Origin of the sequence: Vibrio sp. SCSIO 43132 (assembly GCF_019904195.1) — a bacterium.
Lineage (GTDB): Bacteria > Pseudomonadota > Gammaproteobacteria > Enterobacterales > Vibrionaceae > Vibrio > Vibrio nigripulchritudo.
The window spans coordinates 916,426-935,006 of the sequence record NZ_CP063200.1; the positions used below are offsets into that span (position 1 = coordinate 916,426).

The following is an 18,581-nucleotide window of genomic DNA, read 5'->3' on the forward strand; positions in this document are numbered from 1 at the left end:
ATGGGACAGCACCGAAATGCTGCCCAAGTGGTTTCTAGGTCGATATATTAGATCTGAAAAGTGTATTGAACTCCTGATTCTTCAACAAAAACAGGGTCATGGCTTACAAGAATAAATCCCGACTGATAGCCTGCAAGCATATTCGCGAGTAGCTGTTTACTGGCAATATCAAGATGGTTGTCTGGTTCATCTAACAACAGTAAGCAAGGTTGCGCCTGTTGGCTGGCGATCAAAACAGACAGCTTCATTTTTTCACCACCGCTCAACTTCTGACAGCAACGAAATACAGAGTCTCGCCGAAACCCAATGGCTGCCAGCAGGTTGCGAATTTCACTGTCGTTAAGATGTTCCAAATGCGCTTTTACCACATCAATCATGGGTAACTCGTTTCCGAGAAGTGAAAAGTGCTGATCGATATATAAGCATTCTTTTAGGTTACTTGAACCCAAGGAAAACGACAGCTCACCGGACAAACACTTGAGCAGTGTCGATTTCCCTTTGCCATTTTTACCCGATATGTGCAACTTATCCCCACTGTGTACGGACCAAGTGATCGGGGCATCAGAACCAAATGGCAGAATACAGTTTTCCAGAAACACCAACTGTCTCTGCTTTTGTGAGTGATTTTCAAAACTCAAAGACATAGAGTGTTGCTGAGCTTTCAACTGGCTCAGAGATTGATAGGTATCGGTAAGCGTTTGCTTGCGTCTTTCATGCATATTCTGTTTGGCAGATGCCGATTTCTCTGCACTTTGCTTTGCACCATCCAGAATCAACTTACTTTGGCTACCAGATTTTCGCAGCCTGTTTCCCTGGGCGGCTCGCTTCTGAGCTTTTTCATGATCCTCCTGAGCTTTTCGAGCGACCTGCTTTTGTTGTTTTTCAATGTGCTCCAGTTTGCGAGCAATTGCCGCTTGTTCGACGGCTTTGGTTTGATGGTAAGCGTCATAGTTTCCTGAATAGTGGTTTAGCCCAAGGTGCGAAAGCTCAAAAATGCCATCGGCGTATCTGAGCAGTTGTCTGTCGTGGCTGACAACCAGTACACAGCCTGAAAACTGGCGCAACCGGTCAATGAGCCACTGTTTCCCTTTCTGATCGAGGTGATTGCTCGGTTCGTCCAGAATAAGAACATCAGGATTGGACTCAAATAGTTGCCAAAGCTTAAGGCGGGTCAGCTCACCACCGCTAAGCGACGTTATCCTTTGAGCTAAGTGACAACACACGCCCATCGCTTCTAATTCGGTTTCAAGACGCTCTCTTATATCCCAGTTATCTCCTACGGTTTCAAAATCGTTAGCATCAATGCTGCCTTGTTCAATTCGTGTGATTGCCTCAAGAACAGGCGTTATGCCTAAAAAGTCCGAAATAGATAGGTCGTCTGAAATAGATAAGTTGTCAGAAGCGAGCTCGCTGGGCTGGTATTCCTCATGTAACTGAACCAGATGGGCGACTTCGCCCGATAACTCAATCTGACCCGACGTGGGTTGTCTGACGGACATCAGTAAATCGCAAAGCAGGCTTTTACCGCAGCCATTGTTACCCACCAGACCATAGAACCCCTGATGCGCGATTAAGTTAAGGTTTTGAAATTGCCACTCTCCGTCTGGGTGCTGATAGGAGAGGTTGCTGGCACGTATGCCGATATTTTTTTGTGTGATCATAAAGACTCCGACATTTCATAGTCAGGGTCTGAGACGCGATCGAATCAAAACAGAACAGCTGAATGGCTGAAAGAAAAGCAGAAATTTGACGAAGACACGCCCACTAACCCTGTAATCCAAAAATAAAATTCATTTGGTTTTAGGGGGTTAGTTGTTCATTAGGCATGTGCTCCTACAGAAATGTTGGGCTAAGTGTATGCGATATGAACGACATGAGACAACCGAGTTAGCTCACAAAATTGCTCTATTAGTCGTCATAAAGAGTGTGTTTTATGGGTATAGTTAAAATAACTGGTTGAAAATTAAACAGGTGAGAACATGGACGAAAGCATCAAAAATGCGTGCATTGCCTTTTCATGTGGAGATGTGGATGAGCTCATCCCTTTTCTGACTGACAAAACCGAATGGCAAAACGTCGGTAAGGACGTCATTGTCGGGACAGATAATATTCGTTCCATCTGCTATCAAATGGAGCAGGAAGACGTCAGCCTGAAAGTCTCTAAGCAGCTTGAAGCTTCAGAACATCTCGTCGTTCAGGGGCATGGGGAAGCAGAGCAGCCTTTCTTTTTCTGCGACATATTTCAAATCGAAGATGGCAAGATCAGCGCCATCACTTCCTACCTGATAGCTCAGAGTAAAGCTTAGGTAGACAGCTTTGTATCAGAAACGAGTTGGATACTTAGAGATATAGCTAAAATGTGAGCTTGAGCAGAAAATACACAGCTGCGTTAGAAAATCAGCCAAATTATTAAAAATGAAGCAAATAGGAGCAAAAATCTGTACTAGGCTTTGAACGGAGAAGGTGTTTTGTTTAACCTGCTGTGGGCTCAAGAATGAAACTTTTTAGATTTGCTCTAACTCTGCTGTTGCTGTTTATGGGTGCCGGTGCAAACGCGCTTGAGCTTGAATATGGGCGTTATAATGTTAACGCTTACCCACATCCCGACTGTATCAATACCGTATGTCAGGTGAATTTCGAGAAAACCTACAACACGGTGCCGATGGTGTTTTTCATGAGCACCATTTCCTTTCTTAATGAACAAGACTCTCCGTCTGCGATTAAAGTCCTTGAAGTAACCAACACCTATGTGCGCTTCAAACAAAAAATAGCGCCAGACCGTCGTGCCCCCTCCAGTAATGAAGATGTGCCCATGAAAGTAATCGATTACGTCGTCATGGAAAAAGGGATACACGATTTCAATGGCGTAAAAGTGATCGTGGATGAAATTTCAACCCAGAAATACATGTACCGATTGGGCACCAATAGTGCGGGGAACGTGAACCGCAACAAGAGAGAACGAATTTACTTCAACAACTACTCGAACCAAGGTTTTAATTCATTCAGTGGTACGCCCGGTATCATCCATCAGGTACAAAGTATCAATAACGGTGAGGATTTCTGGCTCACTTCTACCGTTCCAGTGGTAAACCGTAACTACTTCGATATTGCTCTTGAGCGGAGTGAAATCGATGGTTACAAAAGCAAAAATTCCCGCTTATACCCAACCCAGCCTGAACGTATCGGATTCATAGCAGCGTACGGCAGTGGTGAACGAGACGATATTAAATTCGCTGTAAAAAACCAGATCACCATTAACTCTTATGACACGGGTGATCCGGTTACCACAGGGTGTGAAACCTACGCAGACTATGATGAGAACTACGATGTAGTGCCGATTATCGTGGCTTCTAAAAACACTCGATACGGTAACAACGGTGGTTGGCTAAGGCGTTGTCGACTGGAAACGGGTAAATCCAGTTTCATGGTAGAAGAAGATCAGGATGCGGATTCAGAACGTAAACACATCGCGGAAAGATTAGGGTACATCATTTTTGAGGTGCCATTCGATGTTGAGCAATGTATCCAGTTTACGGGCCCTGCACAGACCTGGGATACGTCCGGTCAGATCACCATGGTGGGCAGCTCTAAAATATCCGGTGCCGTTAACGGAAATCAGTTGGGGTATTTCAACGTAAACACCCACTCAAACAATAGCTGTACGTCGGGTAATTGTATCGCCAACAACAGCTTGCTGGTTCCGAATTACAATTTTGCGGCGTTTACACCAGGGCCAACCTCGATCAACCTAAACAACGGTACCCACAGCGTCAGCCCCGGTCAGTATGATGAAATTAACATATCAGGCAGTGCGGTTGTGACGCTTACCGCGGGTGACTACTTTGCCAATGAAATCAACATAACTGGTAATGCCGAAGTGAAGGTGAGCGGACAGGTATATCTGCACAGTAAAGGTACTGTTGTAGCTAATAGCGGTCGGGTCAACTTGTCAGGCGTTCCAAATGATATCTATTTTGTAGTCCATGGTGACTCGTCACTGTTCAGGATGTACGGCAACGTTGACGTTACGGCCTTTGTCATTGCAGAGAACAATATATCCATTGAAGGAAGCAGTAAGCTCACTGGTGCTATGGCATCGCTGACTGCCAGTATGTCTGGGAATACAAGGCTGAACGGTGACATATCCAGTTGTAATCAACCTGTCTATCAACTGCAAATTACTCCGCAGTCCGCGACGGAACTGGTGGGTAATTCCATTCCCATTACCTTTAACCTGATCAACAGTGAAGGGAATGTCGATAACGACTTTTACGGCAACCTGATCATTACACCTGAAACCAGTACGCCGCCTTGCTGGAAAGCAACCGATCAGGCGTCTGCTGCTTGTATTGCAGACACCAGTACCATGCCAATTCAAGGGGGAACAGCGACTTACTACCTCTACAGTGATACCGTTGTCGAAGTGGCAACAGTCACCGCAACCGTAGTTAACTTCCCATCCATTACTGCGTCAGCCGGACCATACAATTTCAACAATACAGGGTTTATCTTTGAGCCTTCTCCACTCAAGATCATTGCCGGTCAGCAGACCAATGTCACCATCAAAGCGACAAGAGAAACTTCGGGCAGTGGTACTGAAACCATGGACGACTATGACGGCACCAAAACCCTTCAGTTCACAACTACGTCTCACATAGTGCCAAGTTCAGGTACTTTGCAGGCTGTGCTTGTGAATAGCAATGTCGTCTTTACTGACGGCGTTGGCACAATGACCCTCAGATACAACGATGCCGGGCAAATTAACGTCACAGTTCGGGATGATGCCAACGATATCGAAGGGGTAATGGTCGTCGAGGCAAGGCCAGACAGGTTGGCACTCTGCGATGTTTCGGTGGGCGGCGTGACGAAATCCCATGATGGTACGGCAACCTCAGGTCCCGGTTTTGCGCGGGCGGGGGAGTCTTTCTCGGTACGTATTAAACCTGTGATTTTCGACAATACTGTGGCGAACGACTGCTCACGTGCAACCACACCTAATTTCCACACTGAAAGTGGTCATTTTGCGCAAGCGAATTTGGGGTATAGCTTACACAGTCCGTCTGGTGGTAATGCGGGAACGTTAACCCACGAAAATACGGATATCACTGGTACAGTGTACGAGTTTAAAACCAGTGCCAACGCAAGAGACGGCATTCTGGCAAATCTGAACTGGAATGAGGTGGGCAGTATTAATCTAACGGCGACAAGTCTGGCTTATGACTATGGTGAGACCAGCGGGATAGACAGCGATACCATTCCGGTTGGGCGTTTCTACCCCTATCAGTTTGAGTTAACCCAAAACTACACACAAGAAGGTCAGGCGCCAAACCCCACGTATCAGACAGCAGGCTTCACGTATATGGAGCAAAACTTTAAATCAGAATTCGAGGTCACAGCTCAAGGCAGAAACTTGGTTGCTAACTCGGATCCTGCACAATATACCTTTACGACCACAACTAACTATGGCGGATTTGCTGAGTCTGTGGCTATGCAGTTAAATCTGGTGGCATTGAATAACGCCATTGATCCGGCGAGTGCGAATAACGATCTGACCAACCGACTCATTACGGGCAACATTGCGAACGCTAACTGGTTTAAAGACTGGAGCGATGGGACTGCCTCCATTCCTTCCACTGTGTTTGAGTTTGCTCGTCTAACGTCTCAGGTAACTCCTAGAATTACCCAGCCCGATGGACCGTATGAAGTCCGCCTTGGGCTTGAAGCCAGTGAGCACAGCATGAACTGTTCAGTCGTGGGTTGTACGAATTTTGTTGACGCTGTGCAGATTCGAAATGACGGCAATACCATCTATAACGGTCGTAAATTTACCGCATCATTAGACATGCGCTATGGTCGGCTGGCGCTGGACGATGTTGGTACCAACAGTGGACAGAACGTTACCGTGCCAGTGCGCGCGGAATACTGGAATGGTTCTAAATTCGTCGCGAATACCGATGATGTCGAAACGGATTTTGACGGGGCTAACTATTGTCGCCAGTTAGTATGGCCAACAGGTGGGTCAACGAGTGCTGACTTGACGGGGTCACACACCAACATCGACAACGGTACAAGCAGCAACTTAATCGCAAGGCAAAATGCGACAGTGGAAGGAACGCGTGAGCAGGTTCGCCTTAAACTCAGAATAGGTGTGCCAGCGGCGGGAGAAACAGGGCTATCCTGTGCAGGTAACAACGCGCAAGAACTTGAGTTCCTGCACTTCAACTGGCTCGGGGAAGGTGATGATAACCCGTCAGCCATTGTAACGTTTGGTGTGTACCGAGGGAATGATCGGGTTATCTTCCGTGGAGAGCCTCGTATTTATTAGGGTCAACAACCTTTAAAGTGCTCAAGCCTAGGGTGGTGATTTTATATGTACATGATTTTAAGACCACCCGCTTGGTTGCTGGTACTTGTTGGCTTGATGCTGAACATTCTGGCGCTGTTGATCTCCAGTTTAGTGCTCGAAGACTACAGCCAGCTTAATGCGCGATATCAGGAGAAGAAAGAAGGGAATCAGCACCAGATTCAACTTGCATGGAGTCGCATTGAAAACCTGGAGCGTAAGCGGGAAGCGTTGTTAACCTTCGTCACCACCTTGCCAACGCTCAGCAGTGAAGATGCGCTGATTCTTGAACAGGAGATGTCTGAGCAGCTTGAGAGCTGGGTGGGGCAACCCGTCCCGAACATCGCCATCGGTTCTCTAAAAGAACTATTCCAGTTAATTGAAACAGCGCAGCAAACTCAGCGTAATCGCATCGATGATTTGTATCTTGAGAACTTAGAACTCACCGATGAAATGTCCCAAATCCACAAAGATTCAGCCCAATACAATAACCTCGCCTTATTCCTCCAAATCTTCGGGTTGGCACTGATTTTGGCCAGAGACCTCGCCAGAAAGCCGACGTAAACTCGACTACTCTTGCAAATGGAAACTCTTGCAAATGGAAGCCCTCAACAATCGTTTTGGGCTTCTTTTCATTTGAAAACACTGCATAATTGTCGAAAAGGGAATGAGAACTAAGGACAGAATATGAAATTACGAATGCGTGTGTTTGATGCCTTTACGGATAAGCGGTTCAAAGGCAATTCAGCGGCGGTAGTGATCACCGAAAACTGGCTAAGTGACGAACTGATGCAGAACATTGCCATTGAGAATAACCTCTCCGAAACAGCGTATCTGATTCCTGAAGGGGGCAATAAATATGCAATTCGTTGGTTTTCACCGATAACCGAAATCGACTTCTGCGGACACGCTACGCTTGCCTCTTCTTATGCTCTGTTTTCTGACTTTCCTGAGTATGATGAACTCGAATTTTCGACCAATGAAGTAGGAAATCTGACGGTCAAAAAGCGGGAAGACGAGATGATAGAAATGCGTTTTCCGATCCGGGCTCCAGAGCCGGTAGACGTTCCAGAACCTTTACTTGAAGGCTTATCTATTCGACCAGTAAAAGTACTGCGCAGCCCGCAGGCGTATTTTGCGATTTACGATAACGAATCAGATGTTCTGAATGTAGAACAGGAGCAGGAAAGTCTTAAAAAACTGGCACCTTACGACGTAGTAGTGACCGCCAGAGGAAGCAGCCACGATTTTGTATCCCGTTATTTCTGGCCAGCCAATGGTGGCGATGAAGATCCGGTGACGGGTTCTATTCATGCGGGTTTGGCACCTTATTGGGCAGACGTTTTAGGTAAGTCGGAACTGAAAGCTTTGCAGGCATCCAGACGATCGGGTGAATTAGATTGCCGTGTGACAAAAGACAGCGTTTATGTCTCTGGCAGAGCAGTGAAATATCTGGAAGGTGAAATCGAAGTATAATGCGTAATATTCCCGCACCGATTTCATATATTTATTGAGATTATGTGGGTAAGTATCACTATTAATACAATTGTCATTTGATGTGACTGATTCTCATTGTTAATGTTGGTCTCCTAAGGAAAACAAAGATGCCCGAGCCTTCTCCCATTCATCGGTGAGTGGTGATGTAGAGGGAATCCGGGTGTTAAGAATGGCTAGTAGCAAAAGGCTTGGATGTGCACCTGCACTGCTAATGGAGAGCAACAGCCATGAAAGCAATGGTATATACGCCCTTTGGGGACACCGATGTATTGCATTTCTCAGAAGTTGAAAAGCCAAAACCTGCTGCTGATGATGTCCTGATTCGCGTAAAAGCGACGACAGTGACCAAAAGTGACGCTCCACACCACATTCCGAAACTGCTTTGGGTGCCTTCGCGAATCGCGTTAGGTGCCTTTATGCCATCAGAAGAAATTCTCGGGACGGAATTTGCTGGAGTCGTTGAAGCGGTAGGTAAAAACGTTCGCTTGTTTAAGCCCAATGATCATGTATTTGGGATTGTTGGGGTAAACAGCGGAACCTATGCGGAATACATTCGTGTACAAGATGACAGCATGATCACCCTCATGCCAGAAAATACGACATTTGAAGAAGCCGCTTCTTTGCCTTATGGCGCATTGATCGCACTTCAGATGTTACGCGATAAAGCCAAAGTTCAGGTAGGTCAAAAGGTATTGATTAATGGCGCATCCGGTGCGCTGGGGGTTGCAGCCGTTCAAATTGCAAAATGGCTGGGCGCTGAGGTTACTGGTGTTTGCAGTACTGCAAACATGAAGTTTGTACGCTCTGTCGGGGCTGACCGTGTGCTGGATTACTCATTACACGATTTCACCTTAGGCGAGAGAAGTTACGATGTGGTGTTCGATGTCGCCAATACGGTGTGCTTTGATTCTTGCTGCAACGTGCTAAAACCAAATGGTATTTGCCTGAAACTGGAAGCTGGGTTAGCGGAATACTATCAGATGATGTCTGCCATTTTTTTTGGTAAGCGCAGGCTAGCCTGCAATCACGGGATAGACACAAACCTCGATCTTGTTTTGCTAAAAGATTTGGTGGAACTTGGTTTCCTCAGACCGACCATTGATCGCCGTTACCAGTTTGAAGAACTGCAAGAAGCTCGTCACTATGCCGAGCAAATGCATAGTAAGGGCAGTATCGTTATAACCGTTTAGCGGGCTAATAAGCCCGCTTTTTCATTAAAAGCGAAACAATGGCTCGCAGTCTGCTGATATTGCGGAGTGGTTAAGTGATTGCTGAGCTTTGGCTATGTTACTTTGCCAGTGTTCGTCTTTTGCCCACATTTCCAACACGATAGGTACATTGAAGTGCTCCTTTTTCATGGTCGACAGTACTGCGGAAAAATCGACCTCGCCATCACCAATCGTTAAATCCCGGAACTGACCATCAAAGGCATCGCGTTTATTTAACACGTCTTTTAAATGGATCTGAACAATGTGGTGTTTACTCAGCGCCAGTTCAGTCAGAATATCGTAATTGTTGCCGGTAATGTTTCCGATGTCTGGGTAAGCTTGAAAGAAAGGCGAGGGGACTTCTCTTTTCAGAATCTCGAACTTAGACAGGGAGTTCAGGTAAGGTGTTTCCATGATCTCGACAGCCATCATAACGCCAGCCTGCTCAGCTAATTTGGCGCTTCGGTTCATTCCCTCAATAAAGCGTTGATGGCTAAGTTCTGTAGAGGGTTCGTAGTACACATCGTAGCCCGCTAACTGGATGGTTCGAATTCCGAGGTCATAAGCCAGATCAATGGCTCGCTCCATGCATTCCCACGCCTTTTCCCGAGTCTTGCTGTCTGCCGAACCAAACGGATACTTACGATGAACGCTTAAACACATCGATTGAATCGGCGAAGAGTGCTCTTCAATAGCAGCACGAACCGTTTGTCTTTGTGAGTCGTTCCAGTTAAGCCTCGCGGAACGCTCATCGCTTTCATCAACCGACATTTCAATAAAATCAAAGCCCAGCGACTTCGCGGTGCCAATTTTTTTCGGAAGCTCCCAGTCTAGTGGCATCGCCTTTTCATAGATTCCCATTCTGGGGCGCATTAATGTCGAATTTAACATGATGGTATTCAGTCCTTTTGTCCGTAATAGGCGTCCTTGCCATGTTTTCTGAGATAGTGCTTGTCTGAAAGGCTTTGCGGAAAGGTGACGGTTTCATTGAGGTGTTGAGTGTGAAGTGCCATTGCTGCCACTTCTTCCATCACAACCGCGTTGTGGACTGCATTCTCCGCATTTTTTCCCCAACAAAAAGGCGCGTGTCCTTTCACCAGAACCCCAGGAATGGCGGCAGGGTCTAACTCCTTTTGTGAGAAACACTCAATGATTGCTCTGCCAGTGTTGCGTTCGTATTCTTCGGCAATTTCCTGATTAGTCAGCTGTCTGGTACAGGGAATATCACCGTAGAAGTAATCAGCATGGGTTGTGCCAAGGGCAGGCAAGTCCAGACCAGCCTGAGACCAGATGGTTGCGTGTCGGGAATGGGTATGAACAATACCGCCAATATCACGAAACTGGCGATAGAGTTCAAGATGAGTTGGCGTATCACTGGAAGGGGATCCCTGCCCTTGGATTTGGTTACCTTCCAGATCCAGAACAACAATGTCGTTAACTGTCATGACCTCATAATCGATGCCTGAAGGCTTGATCGCAAACACCCCAAGTTCACGGTCAATTTCAGACACATTGCCCCAGGTGAAGGTTACTAAGCCATATTTGGGTAAAGAAAGGTTGGCATCGAGCACTCGCTGTTTTAGTTCCTGATACATAAACACCTCACAGAGATCGCGCGGAGTGGGTTCTCCAAAGAGCACCCGAACAGACGTTGAATATAGAGGCAGTTCATGGGCGTAAGACCACTTTGACCGACTCCGGACCACGCGCGCATTCAAAGGCTTCTTCCCACTGATCCAAGGAGTATTCGTCAGTTACCACCCCTTCAGAGGTCATTAATCCGCGAGAGAAGAAGCCAATGACCGTTTCATAACAGTACGGACCCAAATGTGCCCCTCGAATATCAAGCTCTTTGCGGTCGCCAATGATGGACCAGTCAACAGTCACGTCCTTGCCAAACACGCTGAATTCCACAAAACGACCAAGCTTGCGAACCATATCCAAGCCTTGTGATACCGCTGCTGGGTTGCCAGTGGCTTCAATGTAGACGTCGCACCCGTAGCCGCCAGTCAGGGCTTTAACCTCTTTGATTACATCTTGTTTCAAAGGGTTGAAGGTAATGTCGGCACCATACTGTTTCGACAGTTCTAGTCGTTCATCAATGGTGTCTATAACGATCAGTATTTTTGGGGTCTTTAGTTTCAATGCCTGAACCATTCCGAGTCCAAGAGGACCAGCCCCAGCTAGTACCACCACGTCGTTAAACTGAACATCAGCACGGTTTACGGTGTGAACAGAGCAGGCAAAGGGCTCAATCAACGCAGCTTCAGGCATAGTCATGTCATCGGGGACTTTGTGGATGATGGAATCAGAGTTGAACAGTGAATATTCCGCCATGCCTCCTTCTGCCACCTCTTTCTGGAATCCGCGGATATTGTGTACTTCGCACATCCAGTATTTACCAGTCTTACAGAATCGGCACTGATTACAGGGGACAATCTGTTCAGAAACAATTCTGTCGCCAATGTCGACACCAAAATGCTCGGACGCACCTTCTCCCAACGCTACTACCTCACCATAAAACTCGTGCCCTGGGACGACAGGTGTTTTTACCCACGGATCTTCTCCCCAAAACATTTTGGCTCCTGATTCACACTTGATGTCACTGGCGCATATCCCGCAGGCACTGACTTTTATGAGCACTTCCTTGGCTTTTGGTTTTGGGAGCGGAATGGTCTCTAATCGATAGTCTTTCGGACCATGACAAACCAGTGCTTTCATTGATTCAGGCAAATTACTCATGTTCACTTCCTTATGTTGACGTTGTCATTTTTTAGGAATGAAAAATGACAATCAGGTATCCGTTTATTGTTGTTTGAATGCCAAAAATGATGACGATAACAAATTAGAGTAAACAACCATCCCAAAGCTTATGCATCTCAAGCGGCTTTAACCCTTTGCCAGCTATGACACTTGCAGATATTCAGGCTGGTTTACTCGTGTTGTTTAGCGTTACTTTTTATGTTGACGATAACATTAGCAGCCAAAAACGATGGAATAATGTGATTGAGTGCTCGTTTTTTAATCGTTGTGAGGTTTTTCGATCGGAAAATTTGATCCCGATCGATTGTCAGTCATGTTGATTTGTCTGTGAAGGAAATCGAAAGATTTTAATTAAGTTAAATAGAAACAGTGAGTTACTCTTTTAGATTGCCATGAACGAAAAGTCGGTGTTCGACTTCTTTACCATCGACCAAGCCAAAAATCATCTCGGAGACGTTTTTCCCCCAGGCTCTTGGGTCGTTGACAATGCAGGGCACATGGAAACCAAAAATGTCACTGTTGGGCACTTCATCGATTGAGAAAAATTGCACATTGTTGAGGTTGGTTTCTCTTGCCACCTTGATGGCAGCGAGGGAGATCAATCCATTGACGCCGATGATACGTTCAGGCGTGAAGTCGAGTGATTGAAAGGCATCCCGAATCTTAGGTAATGCTTTTTCATAGTCATACTCAGAATAGATGGTTTGGATATCTACATTCTTTTTTTTCAGCAGCTTACGAAGCCCTGCGATGCGATCTTGTGTGATTTCAGAATCACTCGGACCGCCAATAATTAAGATCGATTTTTCATTGAAATTTGCCAAGTACTGGCTAGCTTTCATGCCGATTTCATAGTTGTCCAGAAACACGCCCGGCAGGTTTTTATTGGGTATGTCGCGGTCGATAAGAACGATAGGAATGTTAAAGGCTTCAGCCTGCTCAAGATAAGCAGGGGTGTAGTTTTGAGAATCCCGAACCGGAGAAAGCAAAATTCCTGATGCCTTGTAACTGAACAGAACGGAAATGGCGCGGGCTTCGGCTTCTTCGCTGCCATCAGTTTCAAACATCATCACCGAATAGCCTTTTGCGGCGGCTTCCCGGCAAAGGGTTTTGGTAATTTCTGAATAGACAGGGTTGAAGGTACTGTCGGTCACCAGCCCTATGATATTGCTTTGGCTGCCTTTTAAGGTTCGGGCAAAGGCATTAGGGGAATAATTCATCTCGCGGGCAATAGCAAGAATTCGCTCTCGCGTTTCCGGTTTCACCAGTTCCGGTTTGTTAAAAGCTCGTGAAACTGTAATGTTAGTAACGTTCGCTTTTTCGGCGATATCAATGATAGTAACGTTCCCTTTTTTCTCACTCAAAGCCTTTTCCTTACTTTTAAGACGACAAAATTTACCGATTTGATTTTGAAATAACCTTTTGATTTTAGTTTACTTAGTGACCAATGTTCGCCTTATATGTAAATACTTGTTGATTAAAAAGTACGCTAACTTTGGGCGGCGTCACAGAAAATGACTAAATTGTAATCTAGGTTATAAAAATGTTGACGTTGACATTGAAACAGATCTGCTCACTTAGTCAAGTGAGCATTTTTTAAAACTGAGAATGTTAACGTTGACATTGGTGTGAAACAGGGAATATCCAACACAAAAGGAAGAAATTATGTCTCTACTATCGAAATCGCTCAAAGTCGCTGCGAGCTCAGCTATGTTGCTGGCAGCGACATGTTCGACCGCTTTCAGCAAGGACTTAACCATTGGTATGTCCTTTCAGGAAATGAATAACGCCTACTTTGTGACCATGAAACAGTCGCTGGAAGATGCCGCAAAAGAGATCGGAGCCAAAGTGATTGTGACGGACGCGCGTCACGATGTGTCTAAACAAATCAGTGATATCGAAGACATGCTGCAAAAAGACATCGATATTTTGCTGATCAACCCAACCGATTCCGTTGGTGTTCAGTCGGCAGTACTTTCGGCAAAAGAAGCGAGCGTAATCACGGTGGCAATTGATGCACAGGCTGAAGGTCCTATCGATTCATTTGTCGGTTCCAAAAACTACGATGCTGGTTATCAGGCGGGTAAGTTCCTGGCAGAAAGCATTGGTGGTAAGGGTGAAGTGGCGATTCTGGACGGAATCCCTGTTGTGCCAATTCTGGAACGTGTTCGAGGGTTTGAAGACGCCATTAAAGAGTTTCCTGCAATCAAAATCGTCACTAAGCAAAACGGTAAACAAGACCGTGCTATTGCGCTCAACGTGACCGAGAACATTCTTCAGTCTGCGCCGAATCTTAGCGGTCTGTTCAGTGTGAACGATGGCGGTGCTCTGGGTTCACTGGCAGCAATTGAAGCTTCTGGCCGAGACGTCAAACTGGTGTCTGTGGATGGTCACCCTGAAGCGGTAAAAGCCATTGTAAAAGGCAACTCACCGTTTATTGCGACTTCTGCTCAGTATCCTCGTGATCAGGTTCGTATCGGTTTGGGTATTGCTCTGGCGAAAAAGTGGGGAGCAAATGTGCCTACCACCGTACCCGTTGACATTAAACTGCTCACTAAAGACAACGCCAAAGGCTTTGCCTGGTAACCCCCTCTCGCCCTGCCCGTTCGGGTAGGGCAGCCATACAGCTAGGAGCAGTTATGACAGCGTTACTAGAGCTGAACGGAATCAGCAAATCGTTTCCGGGTGTGAAAGCTTTGGAAAACATCTCTCTTTCCCTGAATGCTGGCGAAGTCCACGCTTTGCTGGGTGAAAACGGAGCCGGCAAGTCGACTCTGATGAAAATTCTCTGTGGTATTTACAGCAACGACGAAGGCACCATATCGGTTGAAGGGCGAAAGGTCGCATTTTCCGGGTATCTGGATGCGATTGATGCAGGGATCGGAATCATCTTTCAGGAATTTTCATTAATCCCAAGCCTCAATGCGGTTGAAAACATCTTCCTCAACCGAGAGTTTCGAACTCGGTTTGGCACGTTAGACAGAGCCAAAATGAAGATTGCCGCACTGCAAATTTTCAAAAGGCTAGAGGTGGAAATCGATCTGGATTGCCCGATTTCTGAGCTCAGTATTGCCGAGCAACAATTTATCGAAATAGCGAAAGCACTTTCTCTTGATGCCAGAATTCTGGTGCTGGATGAACCGACTGCTACCTTAACGCCAAAAGAAGCGGAGCGCCTGTTTAACGTGATGTCCGATCTTAGAAAACTTGGGGTAGGGATGTTCTTTATCTCTCATCATCTGGAAGAGATTTTTGAAATCTGCGACCGAATCACTGTGCTCAGAGACGGGACTTACGTTGGCACCAAAGAGGTTTCGGAGAGCAGCGTTGATGATCTGGTCGAGATGATGGTGGGGCGCAAAGTCGAAAATACCTTTCCTGCAAAGGAAGAGCACATTGAACGGTCAGAACCGATTCTCTCGGTGGACGCCATTCAGTTGTCTGCCGACAGCCCAAATAATCAGTTCAAACTCTATCCGGGCGAGATCCTGGGCTTTGCCGGATTAGTCGGTTCGGGCAGAACCGAAACGGTGAAAGCGTTAATAGGCGCAGACCCCGCACACAATAAGCAGGTTACTTTAAGTGGCGAGCGGGTGTCGCTATCGAACCCTGCTGTTTCGTTGTCAAAAGGCATTGGCTTGTTACCAGAAGACAGAAAAGAAGAAGGTCTGATCCTGCCATTTGCCGTAAAGGACAACATTACATTAAACAATTTTGCAGACGAACTGGTCATGGGGCGTTTTATTCATAAAGACAAGGAAGCCTCCAAAGCGCGAGACCTGATTCAAAAAGTGCAGATCAAAACGCCGGATGAAGAAACCGAAGTCAAAAATCTCAGCGGCGGGAACCAGCAAAAAGTGGTGATCGCTCGCTGGTTAAATAACGACTGCAAAATTCTGATTTTCGATGAACCCACTCGCGGCATAGACGTGGGCGCGAAAGCGGAAATTTACGAATTGATCCGAGCGCTTACCCGACAGGGCATCGCCATCATTATGGTGTCTTCCGAATTGCCCGAAATTATTGGGCTGTGCGACAGAGTCGTGGTGTTTCGTGAAGGCGAAATCGTCGCCGACTTAACCGATCAAGACATCAACTCAAACACAATAATGTTACACGCAACGGGGCAAGCAGCATGAGTACGCTTTCAAAAACAGACAATAAATCCAATGCGAATTCAGCCTCTACAACAAACCAGAATACGGCGAATTCAGGAGCAGCAAAATACTTCAGGCAATGGTCAAAACATCCGGTGTTTTACCCACTACTCGGATTTCTGGCTGTCTTTCTTATTATGGTGGTAGCGGACGACAATTTCCTCACTGCTAACAACCTGACGAACGTTGCCAGACAAGTTTCCATCAACGCCATTATTGCGGTGGGGATGACCTGCGCCATTCTCATTGGGGGCATCGACCTTTCTGTAGGCTCGGTGATGGCTCTCGCAGGCACAGTTACCGCCGGATTAATGATTGCGGGTGTCTCGCCTGAGCTGGCGATTATTGGTGGTCTGGCACTGGGTTCGTGCTTTGGTGCTATCAATGGTTTTCTTATCGCCTACGGGAAAATGCCCGCCTTTATCGTGACCCTTGCTGCGCTTGGTATCGCCAGAGGGCTAGCTCTTATCTACACAGGCGGTTACCCGATCTCTGGTTTACCGAGCTGGTTTAGTTTTCTTGGCAGGGGAGATGTGTTTGGTTTGCAAACCCCCATTTTGATTATGCTGGTGGTTTATCTTATCGCTTATATCTTCCTGAACCACACGCCTTTTGGTCGCCATGTTTACGCCATTGGTGGCAACTCAGAAGCTGCGCGCCTAAGTGGCATTAAAGTGCCCAAAATCACCATGATTGTGTACACCATCAGCGGTCTTACTTCTGCGGTCGCAGGAATCATTCTTACTTCACGCTTAATGAGTGGTCAGCCCAACGCGGGTGTTGCTTTTGAGCTAGACGCCATTGCAGCCGTTGTATTGGGAGGCGCTGCAATGAGCGGAGGGAAAGGTGCCATTCTCGGTACTCTGGTTGGCGCAATGCTGTTGGGCGTACTGAACAATGGTCTCAACTTGGTTGGGATATCACCCTACGTACAAAACGTTATCAAAGGCATTATCATTCTGGTGGCGATTTATGTCGGAACAGATAAGAGCAAGAAAGCCTAAAAACGGATAAACGCGGAGCAGCCCATGGCGTATTTTATTGGAATCGATTTAGGTGGCACCCTGACCAAAGCCGGTGTATATGATGCCGAAGGGCAGGAGATGGCAGTAGCAGAAAAGAACGTCCCTTTGCTCTCTGAACACCCCGGCTTTGCAGAGCGCAATATGGAGGACCTGTGGTTAGCCGTGTGTGAGGTCACTCAGTCTGCGATTGCCCAATCTCAAATTGCCAAACATCAGGTAAAAGGCATCAGCTTTTCGTCTCACGGTAAGGGGCTGTATCTGCTGGATCGCCATAATCAGCCACTTAGAAATGGCATCGTGTCATCAGACACTCGGGCTGCAACTTTGGTCTCTGACTGGCAAAAAAACGGAGTAGAAGATCGTACCTATCCGAACAGCCGGCAACAGATCTGGACAGGGCAACCTGTTTCTCTGCTCGCGTGGCTAAAAGAGCATGAACCAGAGAATTACCAGAAGATAGACACGGTTTTGATGGTGCACGATTACATCCGCTTTATGATGACGGGAGAGAAAGGGGCAGAGCTGACGAATATTTCAGGCAGTAACCTTTACGACAACCACACCAACCAGTATTCAAAACAACTTGCCAGCGCGTTTGGGGTATCGGATATTCTTTCAAGCCTGCCGCCTACGGTCGAATCATCAGAACATTGTGGAAGCGTGACGCTTGGCGCAGCCAAAGCGCTGGGGCTAAACGCGGGTACTCCCGTTTTTGGCGGGTTGTTCGATGTGGTGGCTTCTGCCATCGCTTCTGGCTTAAACGACAACCAAGCCATCAGTATCGCTGCCGGAACCTGGTCCATTGCCACCGCGCTATCCAAATGGATAGAACCGAGCGATCATCATTACATTTGGGGGCGCTATTGCACCAAAGACACCTACTTTGTGCATGAGGGTTCTCCAACTTCTGCCAGCAATCTTGCTTGGTGGAGGCAACATTTGTTGCCCGATGTGAGTCTGCAACAGTGCAACCAATGGGTAGAGCAGACACAAAAGCAAAACACCGAAGAAGTCTATTACCTGCCTTATCTTTACGGTTCAAACGGTGGATCGGGGCTACATGGCAGCCTGATTGGTTTACAAGGTCACCATGGTAAGCAAGAAGTCATCAACGCGATTTATGAAGGCACCGTATTTTCACACCTGATTAATCAAGACAGAATCCTGAAAATCACCCCCAATGCACAGCGGATAAAAATGACGGGCGGTCCCACCAAATCACGAGTCTGGGTAAAAATGTTTGCCTCGGCTTCCCAACTGCCAATTGAAATCTCGTCCACCGAACAGGAAGGCTGCCGCGCCGCCGCATTGTGCGCCGCAGTAGGAAGCGGGCATTACAAAGACTTCAACGAAGCCATTAGCGTTACCCACACCCCCGGAAAAATAGTAGAGCCAGAACCTAAGCAGTCAGCAAGGCTAAGAGAGAAGTTTCAACGCTTTCAGGAGCTCAATGCAGTGCTTTCTAAGTGACGGAATGATTCAAACGCCAAACTCTCAATAGCTCCTTTGCCTGTGAGCGTTTGAGTATCCGATACTCAGGCGCTTTTTGCTTTGGATTTACCTATGCCCACCTTCCTCTGGTTTTTAT

Annotated in this window: 14 protein-coding genes; 9 read left to right on the forward strand and 5 right to left on the reverse strand. The window is 46.8% G+C overall.

The features are described 5' to 3' along the window. Window positions 1–47: 47 nt before the first annotated feature. Window positions 48–1,661 (reverse strand): ATP-binding cassette domain-containing protein, encoded by a 1,614-nt coding sequence (locus tag INR79_RS22255; protein WP_223100004.1) that lies wholly within the window; start codon window positions 1,659–1,661, stop codon window positions 48–50. Between the two features lie 318 nt (window positions 1,662–1,979). On the opposite strand from INR79_RS22255, the gene INR79_RS22260 reads away from it, so the two are divergent. From INR79_RS22260 to INR79_RS22280, 5 genes are all read left to right on the forward strand, one after another. Then, window positions 1,980–2,306 (forward strand): nuclear transport factor 2 family protein, encoded by a 327-nt coding sequence (locus INR79_RS22260; protein ID WP_004398161.1) that lies wholly within the window; start codon window positions 1,980–1,982, stop codon window positions 2,304–2,306. Window positions 2,307–2,494: 188 nt separating this feature from the next. After that, window positions 2,495–6,325 carry a DUF6701 domain-containing protein gene (locus tag INR79_RS22265; RefSeq protein WP_223100006.1) on the forward strand — a complete coding sequence of 1,277 codons (3,831 nt, stop codon included), beginning with the start codon at window positions 2,495–2,497 and terminating at the stop codon, window positions 6,323–6,325. A gap of 51 nt (window positions 6,326–6,376) precedes the next feature. Beyond that, on the forward strand, window positions 6,377–6,907 hold the full coding sequence (locus INR79_RS22270; protein WP_223100279.1) for a DNA mismatch repair protein: 531 nt from the start codon (window positions 6,377–6,379) through the stop codon (window positions 6,905–6,907). Window positions 6,908–7,030: 123 nt separating this feature from the next. After that, the gene (locus tag INR79_RS22275; RefSeq protein WP_223100008.1) at window positions 7,031–7,819 is read left to right on the forward strand and encodes a PhzF family phenazine biosynthesis protein; all 789 of its coding nucleotides are present in this window, start codon (window positions 7,031–7,033) and stop codon (window positions 7,817–7,819) included. 248 nt (window positions 7,820–8,067) lie between these two features. Next, window positions 8,068–9,030, forward strand: coding sequence for an NAD(P)-dependent alcohol dehydrogenase (locus tag INR79_RS22280; protein WP_223100010.1), 963 nt, complete (start codon window positions 8,068–8,070; stop codon window positions 9,028–9,030). A 24-nt stretch (window positions 9,031–9,054) separates the two neighbouring features. Here INR79_RS22280 and INR79_RS22285 read toward each other — a convergent pair whose 3' ends face one another. From INR79_RS22285 to INR79_RS22300, 4 genes are all read right to left on the reverse strand, one after another. Continuing rightward, the gene (locus INR79_RS22285; RefSeq protein ID WP_223100012.1) at window positions 9,055–9,939 is read right to left on the reverse strand and encodes an L-ribulose-5-phosphate 3-epimerase; all 885 of its coding nucleotides are present in this window, start codon (window positions 9,937–9,939) and stop codon (window positions 9,055–9,057) included. 8 nt (window positions 9,940–9,947) lie between these two features. Further along, window positions 9,948–10,643 (reverse strand): L-ribulose-5-phosphate 4-epimerase, encoded by a 696-nt coding sequence (locus INR79_RS22290; RefSeq protein WP_223100014.1) that lies wholly within the window; start codon window positions 10,641–10,643, stop codon window positions 9,948–9,950. A 73-nt stretch (window positions 10,644–10,716) separates the two neighbouring features. Continuing rightward, the gene (locus INR79_RS22295; protein ID WP_223100016.1) at window positions 10,717–11,790 is read right to left on the reverse strand and encodes an alcohol dehydrogenase catalytic domain-containing protein; all 1,074 of its coding nucleotides are present in this window, start codon (window positions 11,788–11,790) and stop codon (window positions 10,717–10,719) included. Between the two features lie 395 nt (window positions 11,791–12,185). Continuing rightward, window positions 12,186–13,175 (reverse strand): LacI family DNA-binding transcriptional regulator, encoded by a 990-nt coding sequence (locus INR79_RS22300; RefSeq protein ID WP_223100018.1) that lies wholly within the window; start codon window positions 13,173–13,175, stop codon window positions 12,186–12,188. A gap of 301 nt (window positions 13,176–13,476) precedes the next feature. Between INR79_RS22300 and INR79_RS22305 the strand changes: the two genes are divergently transcribed. From INR79_RS22305 to INR79_RS22320, 4 genes are read left to right on the forward strand one after another with little or no spacing between them, the layout of a single operon-like run. Beyond that, complete coding sequence (locus tag INR79_RS22305) at window positions 13,477–14,397, forward strand: ABC transporter substrate-binding protein (RefSeq protein WP_223100020.1); 921 nt, start codon at window positions 13,477–13,479, stop codon at window positions 14,395–14,397. 53 nt (window positions 14,398–14,450) lie between these two features. Further along, window positions 14,451–15,950 carry a sugar ABC transporter ATP-binding protein gene (locus INR79_RS22310; protein WP_262415467.1) on the forward strand — a complete coding sequence of 500 codons (1,500 nt, stop codon included), beginning with the start codon at window positions 14,451–14,453 and terminating at the stop codon, window positions 15,948–15,950. Further along, entirely contained in the window at window positions 15,947–16,972 is a 1,026-nt protein-coding gene (locus tag INR79_RS22315) for an ABC transporter permease (RefSeq protein WP_223100022.1), read from the forward strand. The genes INR79_RS22310 and INR79_RS22315 overlap by 4 nt, the downstream gene beginning before the upstream one ends. A 24-nt stretch (window positions 16,973–16,996) precedes the next feature. Beyond that, window positions 16,997–18,463 carry an FGGY-family carbohydrate kinase gene (locus INR79_RS22320; protein WP_223100024.1) on the forward strand — a complete coding sequence of 489 codons (1,467 nt, stop codon included), beginning with the start codon at window positions 16,997–16,999 and terminating at the stop codon, window positions 18,461–18,463. The last annotated feature ends 118 nt before the right edge of the window (window positions 18,464–18,581 follow it).

Bases quoted from the DNA above. Each gene is read 5' to 3' on its own strand.
- INR79_RS22320 (WP_223100024.1), top strand. From the start codon at position 16,997: ATGGCGTATTTTATTGGAATCGATTTAGGTGGCACCCTGACCAAAGCC.
- INR79_RS22315 (WP_223100022.1), top strand. From the start codon at position 15,947: ATGAGTACGCTTTCAAAAACAGACAATAAATCCAATGCGAATTCAGCC.
- INR79_RS22295 (WP_223100016.1), bottom strand. From the start codon at position 11,790: ATGAGTAATTTGCCTGAATCAATGAAAGCACTGGTTTGTCATGGTCCG.
- INR79_RS22275 (WP_223100008.1), top strand. From the start codon at position 7,031: ATGAAATTACGAATGCGTGTGTTTGATGCCTTTACGGATAAGCGGTTC.
- INR79_RS22255 (WP_223100004.1), bottom strand. From the start codon at position 1,661: ATGATCACACAAAAAAATATCGGCATACGTGCCAGCAACCTCTCCTAT.
- INR79_RS22310 (WP_262415467.1), top strand. From the start codon at position 14,451: ATGACAGCGTTACTAGAGCTGAACGGAATCAGCAAATCGTTTCCGGGT.
- INR79_RS22260 (WP_004398161.1), top strand. From the start codon at position 1,980: ATGGACGAAAGCATCAAAAATGCGTGCATTGCCTTTTCATGTGGAGAT.
- INR79_RS22270 (WP_223100279.1), top strand. From the start codon at position 6,377: ATGATTTTAAGACCACCCGCTTGGTTGCTGGTACTTGTTGGCTTGATG.
- INR79_RS22285 (WP_223100012.1), bottom strand. From the start codon at position 9,939: ATGTTAAATTCGACATTAATGCGCCCCAGAATGGGAATCTATGAAAAG.
- INR79_RS22280 (WP_223100010.1), top strand. From the start codon at position 8,068: ATGAAAGCAATGGTATATACGCCCTTTGGGGACACCGATGTATTGCAT.
- INR79_RS22305 (WP_223100020.1), top strand. From the start codon at position 13,477: ATGTCTCTACTATCGAAATCGCTCAAAGTCGCTGCGAGCTCAGCTATG.
- INR79_RS22265 (WP_223100006.1), top strand. From the start codon at position 2,495: ATGAAACTTTTTAGATTTGCTCTAACTCTGCTGTTGCTGTTTATGGGT.
- INR79_RS22290 (WP_223100014.1), bottom strand. From the start codon at position 10,643: ATGTATCAGGAACTAAAACAGCGAGTGCTCGATGCCAACCTTTCTTTA.